This window comes from Nonomuraea thailandensis (assembly GCF_024172165.1).
In the GTDB taxonomy this organism is placed as follows: Bacteria; Actinomycetota; Actinomycetes; order Streptosporangiales; family Streptosporangiaceae; genus Nonomuraea; species Nonomuraea thailandensis.
On sequence record NZ_JAMZEB010000002.1, the window covers coordinates 3,785,695 to 3,801,234 of the forward strand.

A 15,540-nucleotide genomic window follows, 5' to 3' on the forward strand; every position below is an offset into this window, starting at 1 on the left:
CATGGGCGACATCCCTGTGGTGGTGGCGGCCCGGCGCACGCCCATCGGCACGGCCGGGCACGCCTACAAGGAGCTGACCGTCGACCGGCTGGCCGCCCCCGTGATCGCCGCCGTCGCCGCCGACGTGCCCGGGCGGCGGGCCGACGACGTGGTGCTGGGCAACTGCATGGGGCCCGGCGGGAACGTGGCCCGGGTGTCGGCGCTGGCCGCCGGGCTGGGGCCCGAGGTGCCCGGGCTGACGGTGGACCGGCAGTGCGGCAGCGGGCTCGCGGCGATCCTGGTGGCCGGGCAGGCGGTCCGCGCGGGGGAGTCGGACCTGGTGATCGCCGGTGGGGCCGAGAGCGCCTCGACCGCGCCGCTGCGCACGCTGCGGGGGGCGGCGCAGCCGTACGAGCGGGCGCCGTTCACCCCCGACGGGCATCCCGATCCCGACATGGGGCCGGCCGCGGAGGCGCTGGCGGCGGCGTACGGCATCGGCCGCGACCGCCAGGACGCCTACGCCTGCCGCAGCCACGCCCGCGCCCTGGCGGCCAGGCAGGCGGGGCGCTTCGAGCAGGAGATCGTCCCTGTCGGAGGGCGTCTCGACGACCAGCGCCCGCGCCCGCTGCGGGCGGCGTCGCTGGCCCGCCTGCCTGCGGCGTTCGTCGCGGGAGGTACAGTGACGGCCGGTAATGCCTCCCCGGTCAGCGACGGCGCGGCGGCCGTGGCCATCGTGCCGGAGCGGCTGCGCGCGGGCCTGCCGGGGATGCGGCTGGTGGCCGGGGCCGTCGTCGGGTGCGATCCCGGGCTGCCCGGCTGGGGGCCGGTGCCGGCCGTCCGCCGGGTGCTGGCGCGGACGGGGGTGGATGTGGAGCGGGTCGCGGCGGTGGAGATCGTGGAGGCGTTCGCGGCGCAGGTGCTGGCCGTGACCGACGCGCTCGGGCTCGACCCGCTGGGCGCCGACGCGGAGCGGGTGTGCCCCGACGGCGGGGCGCTGGCGCTGGGGCATCCGTGGGGGGCGACCGGGGCGGTCGTGGTGACCAGGCTGTTCAGCAGGCTCGTGCGGGCCGCCGCCCCGCCGGGGACGCTGGGCCTGGCGGCCGCGGCGGTCGGCGGCGGGCTGGGCTTGGCCGCGCTGTTCGAGGTGGTGTGATGGCGGCCGGGACGTCGATCGACTTCGCCGGCGTGCACGTCCGCCTGGGCGAGCGCGACGTGCTGAGTGGCGTCACCGCCTCGCTGTCCGAGCGCCGCGTCGGCGTGGTCGGCGCCAACGGCTCGGGCAAGAGCACGCTGGCCCGCCTGGTCAACGGCCTGGCGCTGCCCACCTCGGGCAGCGTCACCGTGCTCGGCCTGGACACCCGCCGCCACGCCGCCAGGATCAGGCGCGGCGTCGGCTTCCTGTTCACCGACCCCGACGCGCAGATCGTGATGCCCACGGTGGCCGAGGACGTGGCCTTCTCGCTGCGCCGCAAGGGCCTGTCGCGCGAGGAGGTCGACCGGCGCGTGACGGACGTCCTGGCCCGCTACGGCCTGGCCGATCACGCCGACCACCCCGCCCACCACCTGTCCGGCGGCCAGAAGCAGCTCCTGGCGCTCTGCTCGATCATGGTCCTGGAGCCCGAGATCCTGGTCATGGACGAGCCGACCACCCTGCTCGACCTGCGCCACTCCCGCCAGGTCGCCGCCCTGCTGCGCGAGCTGCCCCAGCAGGTGCTGGTGGTCACCCACGACCTGCCGCTGCTGGCCGGCTTCGACCGCGTGCTGGTGCTCGACGAGGGCCGCGTCGCCGCCGACGGCTCCCCCGAGGAGGCCATCGGCCACTACAGGAAGCTCATGGCGTGAACGGCCTGACCGGCGCCTACGTCCCCGGCTCGTCCCTCCTGCACCGCCTGCCCGCCGGCGCCAAGCTGGCCGCTCTCGCCGCGGCCTGCACCGTGCTGGTGCTGCTGCGCTCGCCTCTCGCCCTGGCGGTGGCCGGGGTGCTGGTCGCGGCCCTGTACGCGCTGTCGCGGGTGGGCGTGGCGGCGGCGTGGGCGCAGGTCAGGCCGGTGCGCTGGTTCGCGGTGGCGCTGTTCGGGACGCAGCTCGTCTTCGCCGGCCTGGACGGGGCGATCTCGACGACGCTGCGGGTGGTGCTGGCCGTGGCGCTGGCCGGGCTGGTCACGCTCACCACCCGCACCGCGGCCATGATGCGCACGCTGGAGCGGTGCCTGTCGCCGGCCAGGCTCGTGGGGCTGGACCCGTTCCGGCTGTCGCTGCTGCTGTCGCTGACCGTGCGCAGCGTGCCGGTGGTGGCCTCGCTGGCCGGCCGGGTGCGGGAGGCGCAGCGGGCCAGGGGCGTCGAGCGCAGCCTGCGGGCGTTCGCGGTGCCGCTGGTGGTCAGCTCGCTGCGGCACGCCGACGCGCTGGGCGAGGCGCTGAGCGCCCGCGGCCTCGACGACTAAGCCTCAGGCTTGACTTATATAAGCCTGCGCTGAAACAATTTGGGCCGTGCACGCATTCGACGTCCTCGGCGATCCGGTCCGCCGCCGGATCCTGGAGCTGCTCGCAGGCGGTGAGCGCAGCTCCGGAGAGGTCACCGCCGTCATCCAGGGCGAGTTCGGCATCTCCCAGCCGGCCGTCTCCCAGCACCTGCGGGTGCTGCGGGACAACGGGTTCGCCAGCGTACGGGCCGAAGGCACCCGGCGGCTGTACGCCGTCGAGCCCGGGCCGCTGCAGGAGGTCGATCTCTGGCTGGAACGCTTCCGGGGTTTCTGGGACCAGCGCCTGGACGCGCTGGCCACGGAGCTGGCCCGGGGCAGACGCCAACGCCGTCCGAACACCGAGAAGGAAGACACCCCATGAAGATGATCGACCACCTCACCCGGACACACCATGAGCTGATCGACGGCTCCCGCAAGACCATGGTGCTGCGCCGCCACTACGACGCCGAGGTGGAGGACGTCTGGCATGCCTGCACCGACGCCGACCGGCTCAGCCGCTGGTTCCTGCCCATCAGCGGAGACCTCCGCCTGGGCGGCAAGTACCAGCTCGAAGGCAACGCCGGCGGGGAGATCCTGCGCTGCGAGCCGCCGAGCCTGCTCAAGGTCTCCTGGCTGTTCGGCCCCGACCCGGGCTTCTCCGAGGTCGAGGTGCGCCTGGCCGCCAAGGACGGCGGCACGCTGTTCGAGCTGACCCACACGGCCGAGCCGCCGGAGGAGTTCTGGGCGCAGTACGGCCCCGGCGCCGTCGGCGTCGGCTGGGACCTGGCCCTGCTCGGCCTGGGCCTGCACCTGTCGGGCGGCGAGAAGGTCGACGAGGCCTCCTTCCACCTGACCGAGGAGGGCCGCGCCTACATCACCGGCAGCGCCCAGGCGTGGGGCGAGGCCTACCGGTCCGCGGGCGCCCCGGACGACGTGGCCGCCGCCATGGTCACCGCACTCACCACGTTCTACGCCCCCGAGGAGGGCTCCTGATGAAGGTCACCACGTTTCTCATGTTCCAGAACGGCGACGCCGAGGAGGCGATGAACTTCTACGTGTCGCTGTTCGACGACGGCAAGGTGGTCTCCGTCGAGCGCTACGGCCCGGGAGAGCCCGGCCCGGAGGGCACGGTCAAGCACGCGCTCTTCACGCTGGCGGGCCGCGAGTACATGTGCATCGACAGCGTCCCCAAGCACGACTTCACCTTCACGCCGTCGATGTCGCTGTTCGTCGACTGCGACAGCGAGGAGCAGATCCAGCGCCTGTACGACGCGCTGGGCGAGGGCAGGCAGGCCCTCATGCCGCTCGGCTCGTACGGGTTCGGCACGAAGTTCGGCTGGGTCAACGACCGCTTCGGCGTCTCCTGGCAGCTCAGCCTGGCCTGAACAGGGGAAGCCCCGCCCGGCCCCCGGGGCTGAGGGGCCGGGCGGGAGCGCGGCCTCAGACCAGGGCCTGGCCGCCGTCCACGGTGATCACCGTCCCGGTCATGAAGTTGTTGGCCATGAGGAACAGCGCCGCCGAGGCCGCCTCCTCCGCCGTGGCGAAACGCCCCAGCGGCGTGCCCTGCCCGGCCGCCGCCACGGCCGCGTCGTCGGCCAGGCCGAACGCGCCGCGCGCCAGGGGGGTGTCCACGACGCCGAACCTGATCGCGTTGACCCGCAGCCTGCGCGGCGCGAGCTCCACCGCCAGGGCGCGGGTGAGCCCCTCGACGGCGCCGATACTGGCGATGGCCGCGGAGGCGCCGGGGATCGGGCGGGCCAGGTAGTGGCCGGAGCTGAAGGTGATCGAGCCGCCTGCGGGCAGGCGGCGGGCGGCGGCCCTGGCCGTGCCGTACGCGCCCCAGATCCGGCCCTCCACGGCCTCGCGCACCTGGTCGTGCGGGGTGTCCAGGAGCGCTCCCGCGCTGAAGACGCCCGCGGTCACCAGGACGTGGTCGACCGGGCCCGCCTGGTCCAGAGCCCGGTCCAGGACGGTCTCGTCGGTGCCGTCGCCGGCGATGCCCGTCACGGAGACGCCGGGCGTCGTGCGGAGCCGGTCCACCGCGTCCGACAGGCGGGCGGGGTCGCGGGCCAGGAGGGCGACGCGGGCGCCCACGGAGGTCAGCAGGGCGCCGGCGGCCAGGCCGATGCCGGAGCTGCCTCCGACGATCAGCACCGTGCGGCCTTCCAGGGCGGTGGGCAGGGGCGAGGTGATGGGCATGGGGGCAAGGGTCGCGGACATGGAGCACTCCTCGTCGAGCAAATAAACCATCTGGTTGGTTTAGCTGGCGGCACCACCATGGCGCACGTTGGGCGAATAAGTCAACTGGATGGTTTAATCGGGGGTATGACGTACGACGCGGAGGCCACCCGGCAGCGGATCTTCCAGGCCGCCACGGCCGAGTTCGCCGAGCACGGGCTGGCCGGCGCCAGGATCGACCGCATCGCCACCGCCGCCCGCGCCAACAAGCAGGCCATCTACCTGTACTACGGCGGCAAGGAGAAGCTGTTCGGGGCGGTCGTGCGGGCCAAGATGGACGAGATCTGCCACACGCTGACCCTCGACCCGCGCACCCTGCCCGAGACGGTGGGGCAGCTCTACGACTGGTACCAGGAGCATCCCGAGCTGATCCGCCTGCTGCTGTGGGAGGCGCTCGAGGCCGGCGTGCAGGTCGAGGGCGAACAGGAGCGCAGGGAGTCCTACCGCGGCCACGTGGACGGCCTGCTGGCCGCCGGCCTGCCGGACCGGGCCATGGCGCAGGACTGGCTGTTCACCGTCCTCGGCCTGGTGGCGTGGAACTTCGCGGTGCCGCAGGTGCGCGGCCTCATCCTGGACGAGCCCGACCATGAGCGCGCCGTCGCCCGCCGCCGCGAGGTCGTGGTGGAGCTGGCCGGTGTGCTGGCCGAGCGGATGGCCGGAGCCACGTCCCGCGCCTGAACCCCCGATCGTCATCCGCGTGCGATTCCCGGCCGGCCGGGACATCCGGCGGCGGCTCCCGGGCGAATCACCCGCATGGGGACCGGCGTCAACAGAGGGGAACCGCCGCGATGACCGGGGACGACCGTTTCGGGCAAGACGTCGGGCAGGGCCGCAAGGACCGGCTGCTGGGCACCTCCAGCGAGGTCGTGACCGATCCGGTCACGGACTGGGCGAGCGACTTCTCCCACGTCGATCCGGTCTGGGTGGCCGATCCGTACCCGATCCAGGACGAGCTGCGGCGCAGCTGCCCGATCGCGCGCACCGAGCGGTTCGGCGGCGCGTGGCTGCCCACCCGGTACGAGGACGTGGCGGCCATCGCCTACGACACCGAGCGGTTCTCCTCCCGGGCGGTCATCGTCAGCAACAACAAGCCGCCACGCGAGCTGGCCCCGGCCGGCGACGCCCCGCCCATCACCTCCGACCCGCCGTTCCACCGGGAGGCGCGCAGGCTGCTGCTGCCGATGTTCACCAGGGCGGTGGTGGCCAAGCAGGAGGAGGCGACGCGGGCGTACTGCCACGAGCTGATCGACGCCATGCGGGGCCGGCAGGTCGTGGACGCCGCCCGCGACTACGCCCAGCACATCCCGATGCGGGTGATCGCCGACCTGCTCGGCTTCCCTCCGGAGGACGGCCCGCGCTTCCGCGAGTTCGTCGAGAACGTCCTGGAGAGCATCGACCAGCCGCCCGAGGAACGCCTCGGCCACCAGGACGAGCTGGCCGCCTATCTCGTCACGCAGATCCAGGGCCACCTCGCCGAGCCGCGCGACGACCTGACGACGTACCTGGTCAACGCCGAGCTGGACGGCAGGAAGCTGGACCCCGTGCACGTGGTCGGCACGATGATGCTGCTGCTCATCGCCGGCGTCGACACCACGTGGAGCGCCATCGGCGCGTCGCTGTGGCACCTGGCCGCGACGCCCGCCGACCGCGAGCGCCTGGCGGCCCGGCCGGCGCTGCTGCCGGTCGCGATCGAGGAGTTCCTGCGCGCCTACGCCCCCGTCACCATGGCCCGCCTGGTCAAGCAGGACATGCACTTCAACGGAGTGGACATGAGGGCCGACGACTGGGTCCTGCTGTCCTTCCCGGCGGCCAACCGCGACCCGGCCCGGTTCGAGCGGGCCGATGAGGTGCTCATCGACCGCGAGGAGAACCGGCACGCCGCCTTCGGCCTCGGCGTCCACCGCTGCGTGGGCTCGCACCTGGCCCGCATGGAGCTGCGGGTCGCCCTGGAGGTCTGGCTGGAACGCGTGCCCGCCTTCACCCTCGCGGACCCGGCGGCGGTGACGTGGGCGGCCAGCCAGGTGCGCGGCCCCCGTACCCTGCCGCTCCGCATCCTGTGACCGATGCGCTCCAGGAGGTCCGGCGCCCGGGCGGCGCCCCCTCCGGCTATCGTGGTGAGTAAATACTTACACACCATCGAGGGGCGACATCCACCATGAAGATCACCGTCTTCGGAGCCACCGGCGGCACCGGTCTGGAGCTCCTGCGTCAGGGCCTGGAACAGGCCCACGACCTCACCGCGGTCGTCCGCGACGCGGGCCGCCTCCCGGCCGATCTGCGCGACCGCCTCGACGTCGTCGAGACCGACATCATGAACCCCGCCGCCATCGCCCCCGCCGTCAAGGGCCGCGACGCCGTGCTGAGCGCGATGGGCTCGCGCGAGCGCGGCCCCACCACCGTCCAGGCCGGCAGCATCGCCGCCATCCTCGCCGCCATGCGCCAGGAGGGCGCCCGCCGCCTGCTCATGGTCAGCGCCGCGGGCCTGGAGGCCGACGCCGGCGACGGCCCCTTCACCCGGTACGTGCTCAAGCCCCTCGTCATCCAGCGCGTGTTCCGCCACTCCTACGCCGACCTGGCCAGGGCGGAACGCCTGGTGCGGGCCGCCGAGCTGGACTGGACGATCGTCCGCCCCGCCCGCCTGACCGACGACGGCCGCACGAACGCCTACCGCACGGCCTGGGACCTCAGCCTCCGCGGCGGTTTCAGGACCACCCGCGCCGACGTGGCGGACTGCATGCTGCGACTGATCAGCGACCGCGCCTCGGTCGGACACGTCATCTCGGTGGCCTCCTGAGGCGCCTGCGCCCGGGCCGGTGGCCTGCGCGCGTGGCCCGTCCCATCAGCCCAGGAGCACGGACGGGTCGCGTTCCGGCGGGCCCGCGGGCCACCACTCGTCCTCCCGCCGGGTGAACGGATACCAGCGCCCGTCACGGCCGTAACGCAACTGCACCGAGCCGATGGTCCACCGGTTGCGCCACGCCTCCACCTGGGGCGGGCGCTCCCCCTCCCAGCCGGACTCCAGCAGCGCCTGAGCCCTGGCCAGCTCCCGCCGCGGCGGCGTCCACGTGCCGTCCAGCACGTCCAGGCCGTCGGCGCCGCCGTAGCGCCACGCCTGGACGGCCGCGCCGAGCCCGAGGTCGAGGTCGTGCTCGGCGGCCAGCCGGACGCGGTCCTGGTACTCGCCCAGCTCCGGCAGCCGCCCGCGTCGCAGCAGCTCGCGGGCCCTCCCGGCGGCCGAGGCGGCCAGCACCCGCAGTGCGGCCACGTCCACGCCGGGGGCCGGCTCCAGGGCGGGCGCGGTGTAGGCCACGTCGTACGGCGGCGGCTCCGGCAACGGCGGCACCCCCGCCGCGTACGCCCGCGCGGCCGGCACCCCGGACGGCTCCTGGACGGGCGCCTCGCGCTCCTGCAACGCCTCGATGAGGTCGCGCTCGCCGCGCCCGCGCATCAGCAGCAGCACGAACGGGTCGGCGTCCAGCAGCCACGACGCCTGGTAGCACAGGGCGGCGGCGTGCTTGCAGGGGTGCCCCCAGTCGGGGCAGGAACACTCGGGCTCCAGGTCGCCGACGGCCGGCAGCAGCGGCACGGCGGCGTCCTCGGCCGCCTCCACCAGGTCGTGCGGCATGTCGCGGTCGAGCAGGGCCGCGATGTGCCCCGCCTTGGCGGCGACCTGGTCCAGGAAGCGCTCCCAGGCGGCGTCGGTGAGCTGCTCGACGCGGACGACGACGTCGTACTCGCTCTCGGCGACGGCGGCGATCCTGCCGGGGCTGACGGTGATGGGGCCGAGCCGGCCGTGCTTGGCGTAGGCGCGGCCCTTGCGCAGCAGGCCGTGGTCCAGGGAGGTGTCCTCCATGGCCTGGACCCAGGCGCGTCCCCACCAGGAGGTGGCGAAGCGGGCGCCGGCGCGCTGCGGAGGGAACGCGGCGAATCCACGGGCGGCGGTCATCGGGGCTCCACGAGAGCGGGGAGTGCGGCGGGGGTCATCTCAGCTCCACGAGGGCGGCGAGAGGCGGGGGTGGTCATCTCAGCTCCACGAGGGCGGCGAGTTCGGCGTCGGTCAGCTCGGTGAAGGCGGCCTCGCCGGAGGCCAGGACGGCGTCGGCGAGCGAGCGCTTGGCGGTGAGCATCCGGGCGATGCGGTCCTCGATCGTGCCTTCGGCGATGAGGCGGTGCACCTGCACGGGCCTGGTCTGGCCGATGCGGTAGGCGCGGTCGGTGGCCTGGTCCTCGACGGCGGGGTTCCACCAGCGGTCGTAGTGGATGACGTGGTCGGCGCGGGTGAGGTTCAGGCCGGTGCCGGCGGCCTTGAGCGACAGCAGGAAGACGGGGGCGCTGCCGTCCTGGAAGCGCTGGACCATCTCCTCGCGGCGAGGGACGGGGGTCCCGCCGTGCAGGAGCTGGGTGGGCACGCCGCGACCGGACAGGTGGCGCTCCAGCAGGCGCGCCATGGCGACGTACTGGGTGAAGACGAGCACGGCACCGTCCTCGGCGACGATGGTGTCGACCAGCTCGTCGAGCAGCTCCAGCTTGCCGGAGCGGCCGGGCAGGCGCGGGCTCGCCTCGTGCAGGTACTGCGCGGGGTGGTTGCAGATCTGCTTGAGCCCGGTGAGCAGCTTGACGATGAGGCCGCGCCTGGCCATGCCCTGAGCGTCGGCGATCTGGGCCATGATCTCGCGCACGACCGCCTCGTACAGGCCGGCCTGCTCGACGGTGAGCGCCACGGGCCGGTCGGTCTCGGTCTTGGGCGGCAGCTCGGGCGCGATGCCGGGGTCGCTCTTGCGGCGGCGCAGCAGGAACGCCCCGACGAGCCTGGACAGCCGCCCGGCCGCCTCGGTGTCGCCGGACTCGACGGGTTTGGCCCAGCGTGCCCTGAACCTGCCGAGCGGGCCGAGCAGCCCGGGCGTGGTCCAGTCGAGGATGGCCCACAGCTCCGACAGGTTGTTCTCCACGGGGGTGCCGGTGAGCGCGACGCGGGCGGCGGCGGGGATCTCGCGCAGGGCCTTGGCCGTGCCCGAGGCGGGGTTCTTGACGTGCTGGGCCTCGTCGGCGACGAGCAGGCCCCAGCGGTGGGCGGCGAGCCGGGCCGCGTCCAGGCGCATGGTGGCGTACGTGGTCAGCACGAACCCCTCCTCGGCGAGGGCGCGGTTGCTGCCGTGGAAGCGGCGCACGGGCACGCCCGGCGCGAACCTGGTGATCTCGCGCTCCCAGTTGCCCAGCAGCGAGGCGGGGCAGACCACGAGCGTCGGGCCGGCGCCCTCGGCGGCGCGGTGCAGGTGCAGCGCGATGAGCGTGATCGTCTTGCCCAGCCCCATGTCGTCGGCCAGGCAGGCGCCGAGGCCGAGCGAGGTCATCCTGGCCAGCCAGCGCAGCCCGGCGAGCTGGTAGTCGCGCAGGGTGGCGGCCAGGCCCGGGGGCGGATCGACGGCGGCGGGCTCGGCCAGGCGCTCGCGCAGCTCCTCCAGCCAGGCGGTGGGCTCGACGGGCACCTGCTCGCCCTCGACCTCGACCGTTCCCGTCAGGGCGGCGCCGAGCGCCTCGATGCCGGTCAGCGGCTTGAGGTCGCGCTGGCGGGCCTTGCGGGCCAGGTCGGGGTCGATGAGCACCCACTGGTCGCGCAGCCGCACGACGGGGCGGTGGGCCTCGGCGAGCCGGTCCATCTCGGCGGCGGTCAGGCGCTCGCCGCCGAGGGCGAGCTGCCAGTCGAAGCTGGTCAGGTGCTGCCCGCCGAGGAAGGAGGGCATGTCGGAGGGGGCGGCGTCACGATCTCCGAGTACGGCGCGGGCGCTGAGGCCGCGGACGAGCGACCTGGGCCAGTGCACGTCCACGCCGGCGGCGGCCAGCCGGTCGGCGGCACCGGCCAGCAGGTCCTCCACGTCGCCGTCGGAGAGCGTGAGCTCGTCGGGGACGGCGCTGTCCAGCAGGCGTTCCAGGCGGGGCCAGGCGCGGGCGGCGCGGCGCACGGCGAGCGTGGCCTCGATCCTGGCGCGGGCGCCGAAGCCGGGGTCGCGGCCGTGCCACAGGTCGGCGGCGTCCACGACGAGCGACGGGTCGGCCAGGCTGTGGAGCTGGACGACGGCGCGGAACTCGGCGCTGGCAGGGTCGTCGGCCTCGACGCGCAGCGACAGCCGCACGCCGGCGTCCAGGCCGGCCGAGACCTCCTCGGACCAGCGGCGCAGGTGGGGCACCTTGACGGGCCGGGCGGCGGCGAAGGCGGTGAGGCCGGTGGCGCGCACGGCGCCGGGCGAGCGCGGCATGGCGTCGGCGACGGCGTCGAGGAAGGCGCGCACGAGAGGCTCGGCGTCCGGCAGCAGCGGGCCGTCCGGGTGCGGCCGGGTGTCGCGGGGGACGGCGCGGGCGGCGGCGGGCATCGCGGCGGCCAGCTCGCGTACGCGCCGCAGGTCCTCGGCGTCCAGCGGCCCGGCCCGCCAGGAGTCGTGCTCGCCGGCCGTCACGCCGGGCAGGATGCGGCCCCGGGTGACGAGTTGCAGCGCGACGAGCGCGGCGGCGCCCCAGAAGCGGGCGGCCGGGTGGGCGTGCGGATCCGTGCGGGCCCTGGCCAGCGCCGCCACAGCCTCGCCGACGGGCACCAGGGTGGCCGCGGCGGACCTGGCCGTGACCTGGCCGTCCTGCTCCTCGGCCACGGTGACCAGGCCGTCCCCGCCGGGGTCGAGGAAGGCGATCTGGCCGGACCTGGGCGGGTCGCCGGGTTGGAAGACTGCCGAGTGCCGGACCAGATCCGTGGAAGAGCTCACGGCCGTACAGTGTACGGTACGGGGAGGGTGTGGTTTACCGCAGTCGGGATCGGGCAGGCTCCCCATTCCGCGTTTTTCCAGATCTTCCATAGCCTTGATCTCATGACTGACTGGCTGATCGGATTGATGGAGAGCCTTGGTGCCGTGGGGGCGGGGCTGGCCATCGCACTGGAGAATTTGTTCCCGCCCCTACCCAGCGAGGTGATCCTGCCGCTGGCCGGTTTCACGGCGGCCAAGGGCAGCATGGACCTCGTCGATGTCCTGGTGTGCACGACGCTGGGCTCGGTGGTCGGCGCGCTCGCGTTGTACGCCGTGGGCGCGTTGCTGGGCCGCGAGCGCACGCTGGCGATCGCGGCCAAGCTCCCCCTGGTCAAGGTCTCCGACATCGAGAAGACCGAGGCGTTCTTCCAGCGCCACGGACGCAAGGCCGTGTTCTTCGGCAGGATGATCCCCATCTTCCGCAGCCTCATCTCCGTCCCCGCCGGTGTGGAGCGGATGCCGCTTCCGATGTTCACGCTGCTCACGACGGCCGGCAGCCTCATCTGGAACACCGCCTTCGTGATGGCCGGCTACCTGCTGGGCGACCAGTGGCACCTGGTGGAGACCTACGCCGGCATCGGCAGCAAGGTCGTGCTCGGCCTGGTGGCCCTCGCGGTCGTCGTCTTCGTCGTGGTCCGGCTGACCGAGCGCGCGAAGGGAAGGCATGCGAGCCGCCGTTGAGGGCTTGCGCCTGGGCGGCGCGGTGGTCCTGGGCACGGTCACGGCGCTCGCCGAGCTGGTGTTCCTGCTGCTGACGCTGCCCTTCCTGGGCAATCCGAACGTGCGGGCCTCGGCCCGGCGGCTGGCCCGGCTGGAGGCCCGGCGCCTGCGCCTGGACCTGAGCGAGCTCGACGCGCTGGAGGAGGGCCGGGGCAAGCGGGCCGGCGGGTACCTGGCCGCCCGGGTGCCGGTCGGGATCCTGGGCGGCCTGGTGCTCGTGCTGCTCGGGTACGGGCTGTCGGTCGCGGTGCCCTTCGCGGCCGCCTGGGGGCGGGGCGAGGCGTTCGACGGGATGGTGCCCTCGGTGCCGCTGGTGACCTACCTCGGGGTCGCCGGGTTCGTGGTGCTGTTCCTGGTGCTGTCGGGCCTGGTCGGCGTGCACGCGCTGGAGCGCATGCTGGCCCGGCGGATGCTCGGCCCCGACCCCACGCAGGCGCTGCAGCGCCGGATCACCGAGCTGGCCGAGAGCCGGGCCGGCATCGTGGCGGCGGTCGACTCCGAGCGGCGCAGGATCGAGCGTGACCTGCACGACGGCCTGCAGCAGCGGCTGGTGGCGCTGTCGATGCTGATCGGCCGCTCCCTGCGCGGCCGGGCCGAGCTGATGCAGCAGGCCCACCAGGAGGCCCAGCAGGCGCTCGCGGAGCTGCGCGAGGTGGCCTGGCGGGTCTACCCGAGCGGGCTCGACTCCCTCGGGCTGGGCGAGGCGCTGGCGGGGGTGGCGGAACGCTCCAGCGTCCCGGTCACGGTAGATTGCCGGCTTGAGGAGCGGCCGCCGATGGCGGTGGAGACGGCGGCGTACTTCGTGGTCTGCGAGGCGGTGACGAACGCGGCCAAGCACGCCGGCGCCACGCTCATCACGGTCGAGGTGCGGCAGGAGGAGTCGGCGGTGGTCGTAAGGGTGCGCGACGACGGCTCGGGCGGCGCGCAGGCGTCGGGAGGCGGCCTGTCAGGGCTGGCCAGGCGGGTGGCGGCGCTCGACGGCCGGTTCGAGGTGACCAGCCCGGCGGGCGGGCCCACGACGATCACGGCGGTGCTGCCGTGCGGGTGATCCTCGCCGAGGACTCCACGCTGCTGCGCGAGGGCCTGGTGCGGCTGCTGCTGGAGGAGGGCCACGAGGTGCCCGCGGCCGTCAGCGACGGCCAGGCGCTCGTGGCGGCCGTGGACGAGCACCGCCCCGACATCGTCGTGGTGGACGTGCGCATGCCGCCCACCCACACCGACGAGGGGCTGCGGGCGGCGCTGGAGATCCGGCGCCGCCGGCCGGAGGTCAAGGTGCTGGTCCTGTCGCAGTACGTCGAGAAGCGCTACGCCACCGAGCTGATGAGCTCCGACGTCGAAGGCGTCGGTTACCTGCTGAAGGACCGCGTCGGGCAGGTCGGCGACTTCCTCGACGCGCTGGAGCGGGTAGCCGCGGGCGGTGCGGCGTTCGACCCCGAGGTGGTGCGGCAGTTGCTGGCCCGCACCACGCAGGTGGACCCGCTGGCCCGGCTGACGGCGCGCGAGCGCGAGGTGCTGGAGCGGATGGCGCAGGGGCTGACCAACGCCTCGATCGCCCAGGAGCTGCACGTGTCGCAGAGCGCCGTGGAGAAGCACGTCAACTCCCTGTTCGACAAGCTGAACCTGTCGCACACCACCGGCTACAGCCGCCGCGTGCTGGCGGTGCTGCACTTCCTGGAGTCCTGAGCCGGGCGTCAGTGGCGGCGCAGGGTGAGACTCGCCTCGCCGCCGCCGACCGCGAGCTCGGCCAGGCCGCCGATCGGGACGGTCGCGAGGGGGTAGGTGTGGCCGACGTCGAGGTTGGCCAGCACCGGCACCCCCTCCAGCGCCGGCTGGGTGGCGACGATCTGCTCCAGCAGCGGGCGCGTCATGCGGGTCTCGCTCTGGAAGCGGCCGATGACCAGCCCGCGCACCCCGGCGGCGTCCGGGAGCTGCAGCAGCGAGGTCAGGTTGCGGGCGAAGATCGCCGGGTGCGACTCGAAGTCGTCCTCCAGCAGGAGGATCACGCCGTCGAGTGACGGCATGTACGGGGTGCCCTGGAGCAGGCTCAGCGTGGCGAGGTTGCCGCCGACGACGGGCCCCTCGGCGGCGCCCGGCCGCAGCCGCCACCAGCCTTCGTTGGGGATGAGCTCGCGCTTGTCCTGGTCGAGGAACCACAGGTCGTCGCTCCAGGCGTCCGCGGGCGCCAGGGTGAGCGGGGCCGAGCCGAACATGACCTCGGTGAACCAGCGCAGCGTCTGCTCGAAGTGATCGCGCATCCCGAACGTCGACCAGTGCGGCCCCGAGTAGGTGACCAGCCCGGTGCGGGCCAGGATCGCGTTCTGCAGCGCGCTGATGTCGGAGTAGCCGCACAGGATCTTGGGGTTGGCGCGGATCAGCTCCCAGTCCAGGTACGGCAGGAGCTCGTTGCTGTTGTACCCCCCGATGACCGTGATGATCGCCGCGACCGACGGATCGGCGAAGGCGTCGTGCAGGTCGGCGACCCGGGAGGCGACGGCGGAGGAGTCGAAGGCGTCGCGCTCGTCCACGTGGCGGCCGTAGGTGAGGGTGAGGCCGAGCTCGGCGAAGCGGGCCTCGATGAGGCCGGTGTGGTCGTGCTCGGTCACCATCGCGCGGGATCGGGAGGGGGCCACGACGCGCACCACATCGCCCCTGGTCAGCTTGCGGGGATAGGTCATGTCCACCGACCCTACCGAGGCCCGTGCCCGCTTCTCACCCGCATTTCCCCGCCGACAAACCCATCTTTCTTGACAATTCTATTTGTCGGTGGAACGCTGGAGCCACCTTCGGAGAACAAGGAGCCGACAACCATGAGAAAGATCGTCGCGGGGCTGTTCATCTCGCTCGACGGCGTCATCGAGGCGCCCGAGACCTGGCACTTCCCGTACCTCAACGACGAGATGAGCCGGGCGGTCACCGCCCAGATGCAGGCCGCGGACGCCCTGCTGCTCGGCCGGCACACCTACGACGTCTTCGCCGCCCACTGGCCGCACCAGAGCGCCGACGACCCCATGGCCGCCACCCTGAACGCGGCGCCCAAGTACGTCGTCTCCACCACCCTGACCGAGCCCACCTGGGAGAACACCACGGTCATCGCAGGCGACCCGCGCAAGGAGCTGATCAGGCTCAAGGAGGCCCCCGGCGGGGACATCGGCATGAGCGGCAGCCCTACCCTGGTGACGTGGCTGCTGCGCGAGGGCCTGCTCGACGAGCTGAACCTCATGGTGCACCCCATCGTGCTCGGCCGCGGCCGCCGCCTGTTCGACGAGGGCACCGGCCAGCTCCCCCTGACGCTCACCCGATCCGCCACCTTCAGCACCGGCGTGCTGAACCTGACCTACACGAGGGCCTGA

At 73.7% G+C, this 15,540-nt stretch carries 17 protein-coding genes; 13 read left to right on the forward strand and 4 right to left on the reverse strand.

Annotation, left to right across the window (positions count from 1 at the left end):
• Position 1 precedes the first annotated feature (1 nt).
• From HD597_RS20985 to HD597_RS21010, 6 genes are read left to right on the forward strand one after another with little or no spacing between them, the layout of a single operon-like run.
• Positions 2-1,132, forward strand: a complete 1,131-nt coding sequence (locus HD597_RS20985) for a thiolase family protein (protein WP_253744370.1) — start codon at positions 2-4, stop codon at positions 1,130-1,132.
• Positions 1,132-1,821: an energy-coupling factor ABC transporter ATP-binding protein gene (locus HD597_RS20990; RefSeq protein WP_253744371.1), complete on the forward strand. Its 690-nt coding sequence runs from the start codon at positions 1,132-1,134 to the stop codon at positions 1,819-1,821. The genes HD597_RS20985 and HD597_RS20990 overlap by 1 nt, the downstream gene beginning before the upstream one ends.
• Positions 1,818-2,423 (forward strand): energy-coupling factor transporter transmembrane component T family protein, encoded by a 606-nt coding sequence (locus tag HD597_RS20995; protein ID WP_253744372.1) that lies wholly within the window; start codon positions 1,818-1,820, stop codon positions 2,421-2,423. Before HD597_RS20990 ends, HD597_RS20995 begins: the two co-directional genes overlap by 4 nt.
• A 46-nt stretch (positions 2,424-2,469) precedes the next feature.
• Positions 2,470-2,823 carry an ArsR/SmtB family transcription factor gene (locus HD597_RS21000; protein WP_253744373.1) on the forward strand — a complete coding sequence of 118 codons (354 nt, stop codon included), beginning with the start codon at positions 2,470-2,472 and terminating at the stop codon, positions 2,821-2,823.
• Complete coding sequence (locus tag HD597_RS21005) at positions 2,820-3,434, forward strand: SRPBCC family protein (protein WP_253744375.1); 615 nt, start codon at positions 2,820-2,822, stop codon at positions 3,432-3,434. Before HD597_RS21000 ends, HD597_RS21005 begins: the two co-directional genes overlap by 4 nt.
• Complete coding sequence (locus tag HD597_RS21010; RefSeq protein WP_253744376.1) at positions 3,434-3,826, forward strand: VOC family protein; 393 nt, start codon at positions 3,434-3,436, stop codon at positions 3,824-3,826. The genes HD597_RS21005 and HD597_RS21010 overlap by 1 nt, the downstream gene beginning before the upstream one ends.
• A gap of 55 nt (positions 3,827-3,881) precedes the next feature.
• Here the strand turns inward: HD597_RS21010 and HD597_RS21015 are convergent, their stop codons facing one another.
• Complete coding sequence (locus tag HD597_RS21015) at positions 3,882-4,661, reverse strand: SDR family oxidoreductase (protein ID WP_253744378.1); 780 nt, start codon at positions 4,659-4,661, stop codon at positions 3,882-3,884.
• A gap of 105 nt (positions 4,662-4,766) precedes the next feature.
• Between HD597_RS21015 and HD597_RS21020 the strand changes: the two genes are divergently transcribed.
• The 3 genes from HD597_RS21020 (at position 4,767) to HD597_RS21030 (ending at position 7,473) form a co-directional block, all read left to right on the forward strand.
• The gene (locus HD597_RS21020; RefSeq protein ID WP_253744379.1) at positions 4,767-5,357 is read left to right on the forward strand and encodes a TetR/AcrR family transcriptional regulator; all 591 of its coding nucleotides are present in this window, start codon (positions 4,767-4,769) and stop codon (positions 5,355-5,357) included.
• Between the two features lie 110 nt (positions 5,358-5,467).
• Positions 5,468-6,739 (forward strand): cytochrome P450, encoded by a 1,272-nt coding sequence (locus HD597_RS21025; protein ID WP_253744380.1) that lies wholly within the window; start codon positions 5,468-5,470, stop codon positions 6,737-6,739.
• 95 nt (positions 6,740-6,834) lie between these two features.
• Positions 6,835-7,473: an NAD(P)-dependent oxidoreductase gene (locus HD597_RS21030; protein ID WP_253744381.1), complete on the forward strand. Its 639-nt coding sequence runs from the start codon at positions 6,835-6,837 to the stop codon at positions 7,471-7,473.
• A 45-nt stretch (positions 7,474-7,518) separates the two neighbouring features.
• Here the strand turns inward: HD597_RS21030 and HD597_RS21035 are convergent, their stop codons facing one another.
• Entirely contained in the window at positions 7,519-8,625 is a 1,107-nt protein-coding gene (locus HD597_RS21035; RefSeq protein ID WP_253744382.1) for an SWIM zinc finger family protein, read from the reverse strand.
• Positions 8,626-8,698: 73 nt separating this feature from the next.
• On the reverse strand, positions 8,699-11,431 hold the full coding sequence (locus tag HD597_RS21040; RefSeq protein ID WP_253744383.1) for an SCO1167/SCO6262 family helicase: 2,733 nt from the start codon (positions 11,429-11,431) through the stop codon (positions 8,699-8,701).
• 102 nt (positions 11,432-11,533) lie between these two features.
• On the opposite strand from HD597_RS21040, the gene HD597_RS21045 reads away from it, so the two are divergent.
• The 3 genes from HD597_RS21045 to HD597_RS21055 are packed head-to-tail and all read left to right on the forward strand — an operon-like array spanning position 11,534 to position 13,873.
• The gene (locus HD597_RS21045) at positions 11,534-12,151 is read left to right on the forward strand and encodes a DedA family protein (protein ID WP_253744384.1); all 618 of its coding nucleotides are present in this window, start codon (positions 11,534-11,536) and stop codon (positions 12,149-12,151) included.
• Complete coding sequence (locus HD597_RS21050) at positions 12,135-13,238, forward strand: sensor histidine kinase (RefSeq protein WP_253744385.1); 1,104 nt, start codon at positions 12,135-12,137, stop codon at positions 13,236-13,238. The genes HD597_RS21045 and HD597_RS21050 overlap by 17 nt, the downstream gene beginning before the upstream one ends.
• Positions 13,229-13,873, forward strand: coding sequence for a response regulator (locus HD597_RS21055; protein ID WP_253744386.1), 645 nt, complete (start codon positions 13,229-13,231; stop codon positions 13,871-13,873). Before HD597_RS21050 ends, HD597_RS21055 begins: the two co-directional genes overlap by 10 nt.
• Positions 13,874-13,881: 8 nt before the next feature.
• Here HD597_RS21055 and HD597_RS21060 read toward each other — a convergent pair whose 3' ends face one another.
• Positions 13,882-14,865: a S66 family peptidase gene (locus HD597_RS21060; RefSeq protein ID WP_253744387.1), complete on the reverse strand. Its 984-nt coding sequence runs from the start codon at positions 14,863-14,865 to the stop codon at positions 13,882-13,884.
• 132 nt (positions 14,866-14,997) lie between these two features.
• Between HD597_RS21060 and HD597_RS21065 the strand changes: the two genes are divergently transcribed.
• Positions 14,998-15,540 (forward strand): dihydrofolate reductase family protein, encoded by a 543-nt coding sequence (locus tag HD597_RS21065; RefSeq protein WP_253744388.1) that lies wholly within the window; start codon positions 14,998-15,000, stop codon positions 15,538-15,540.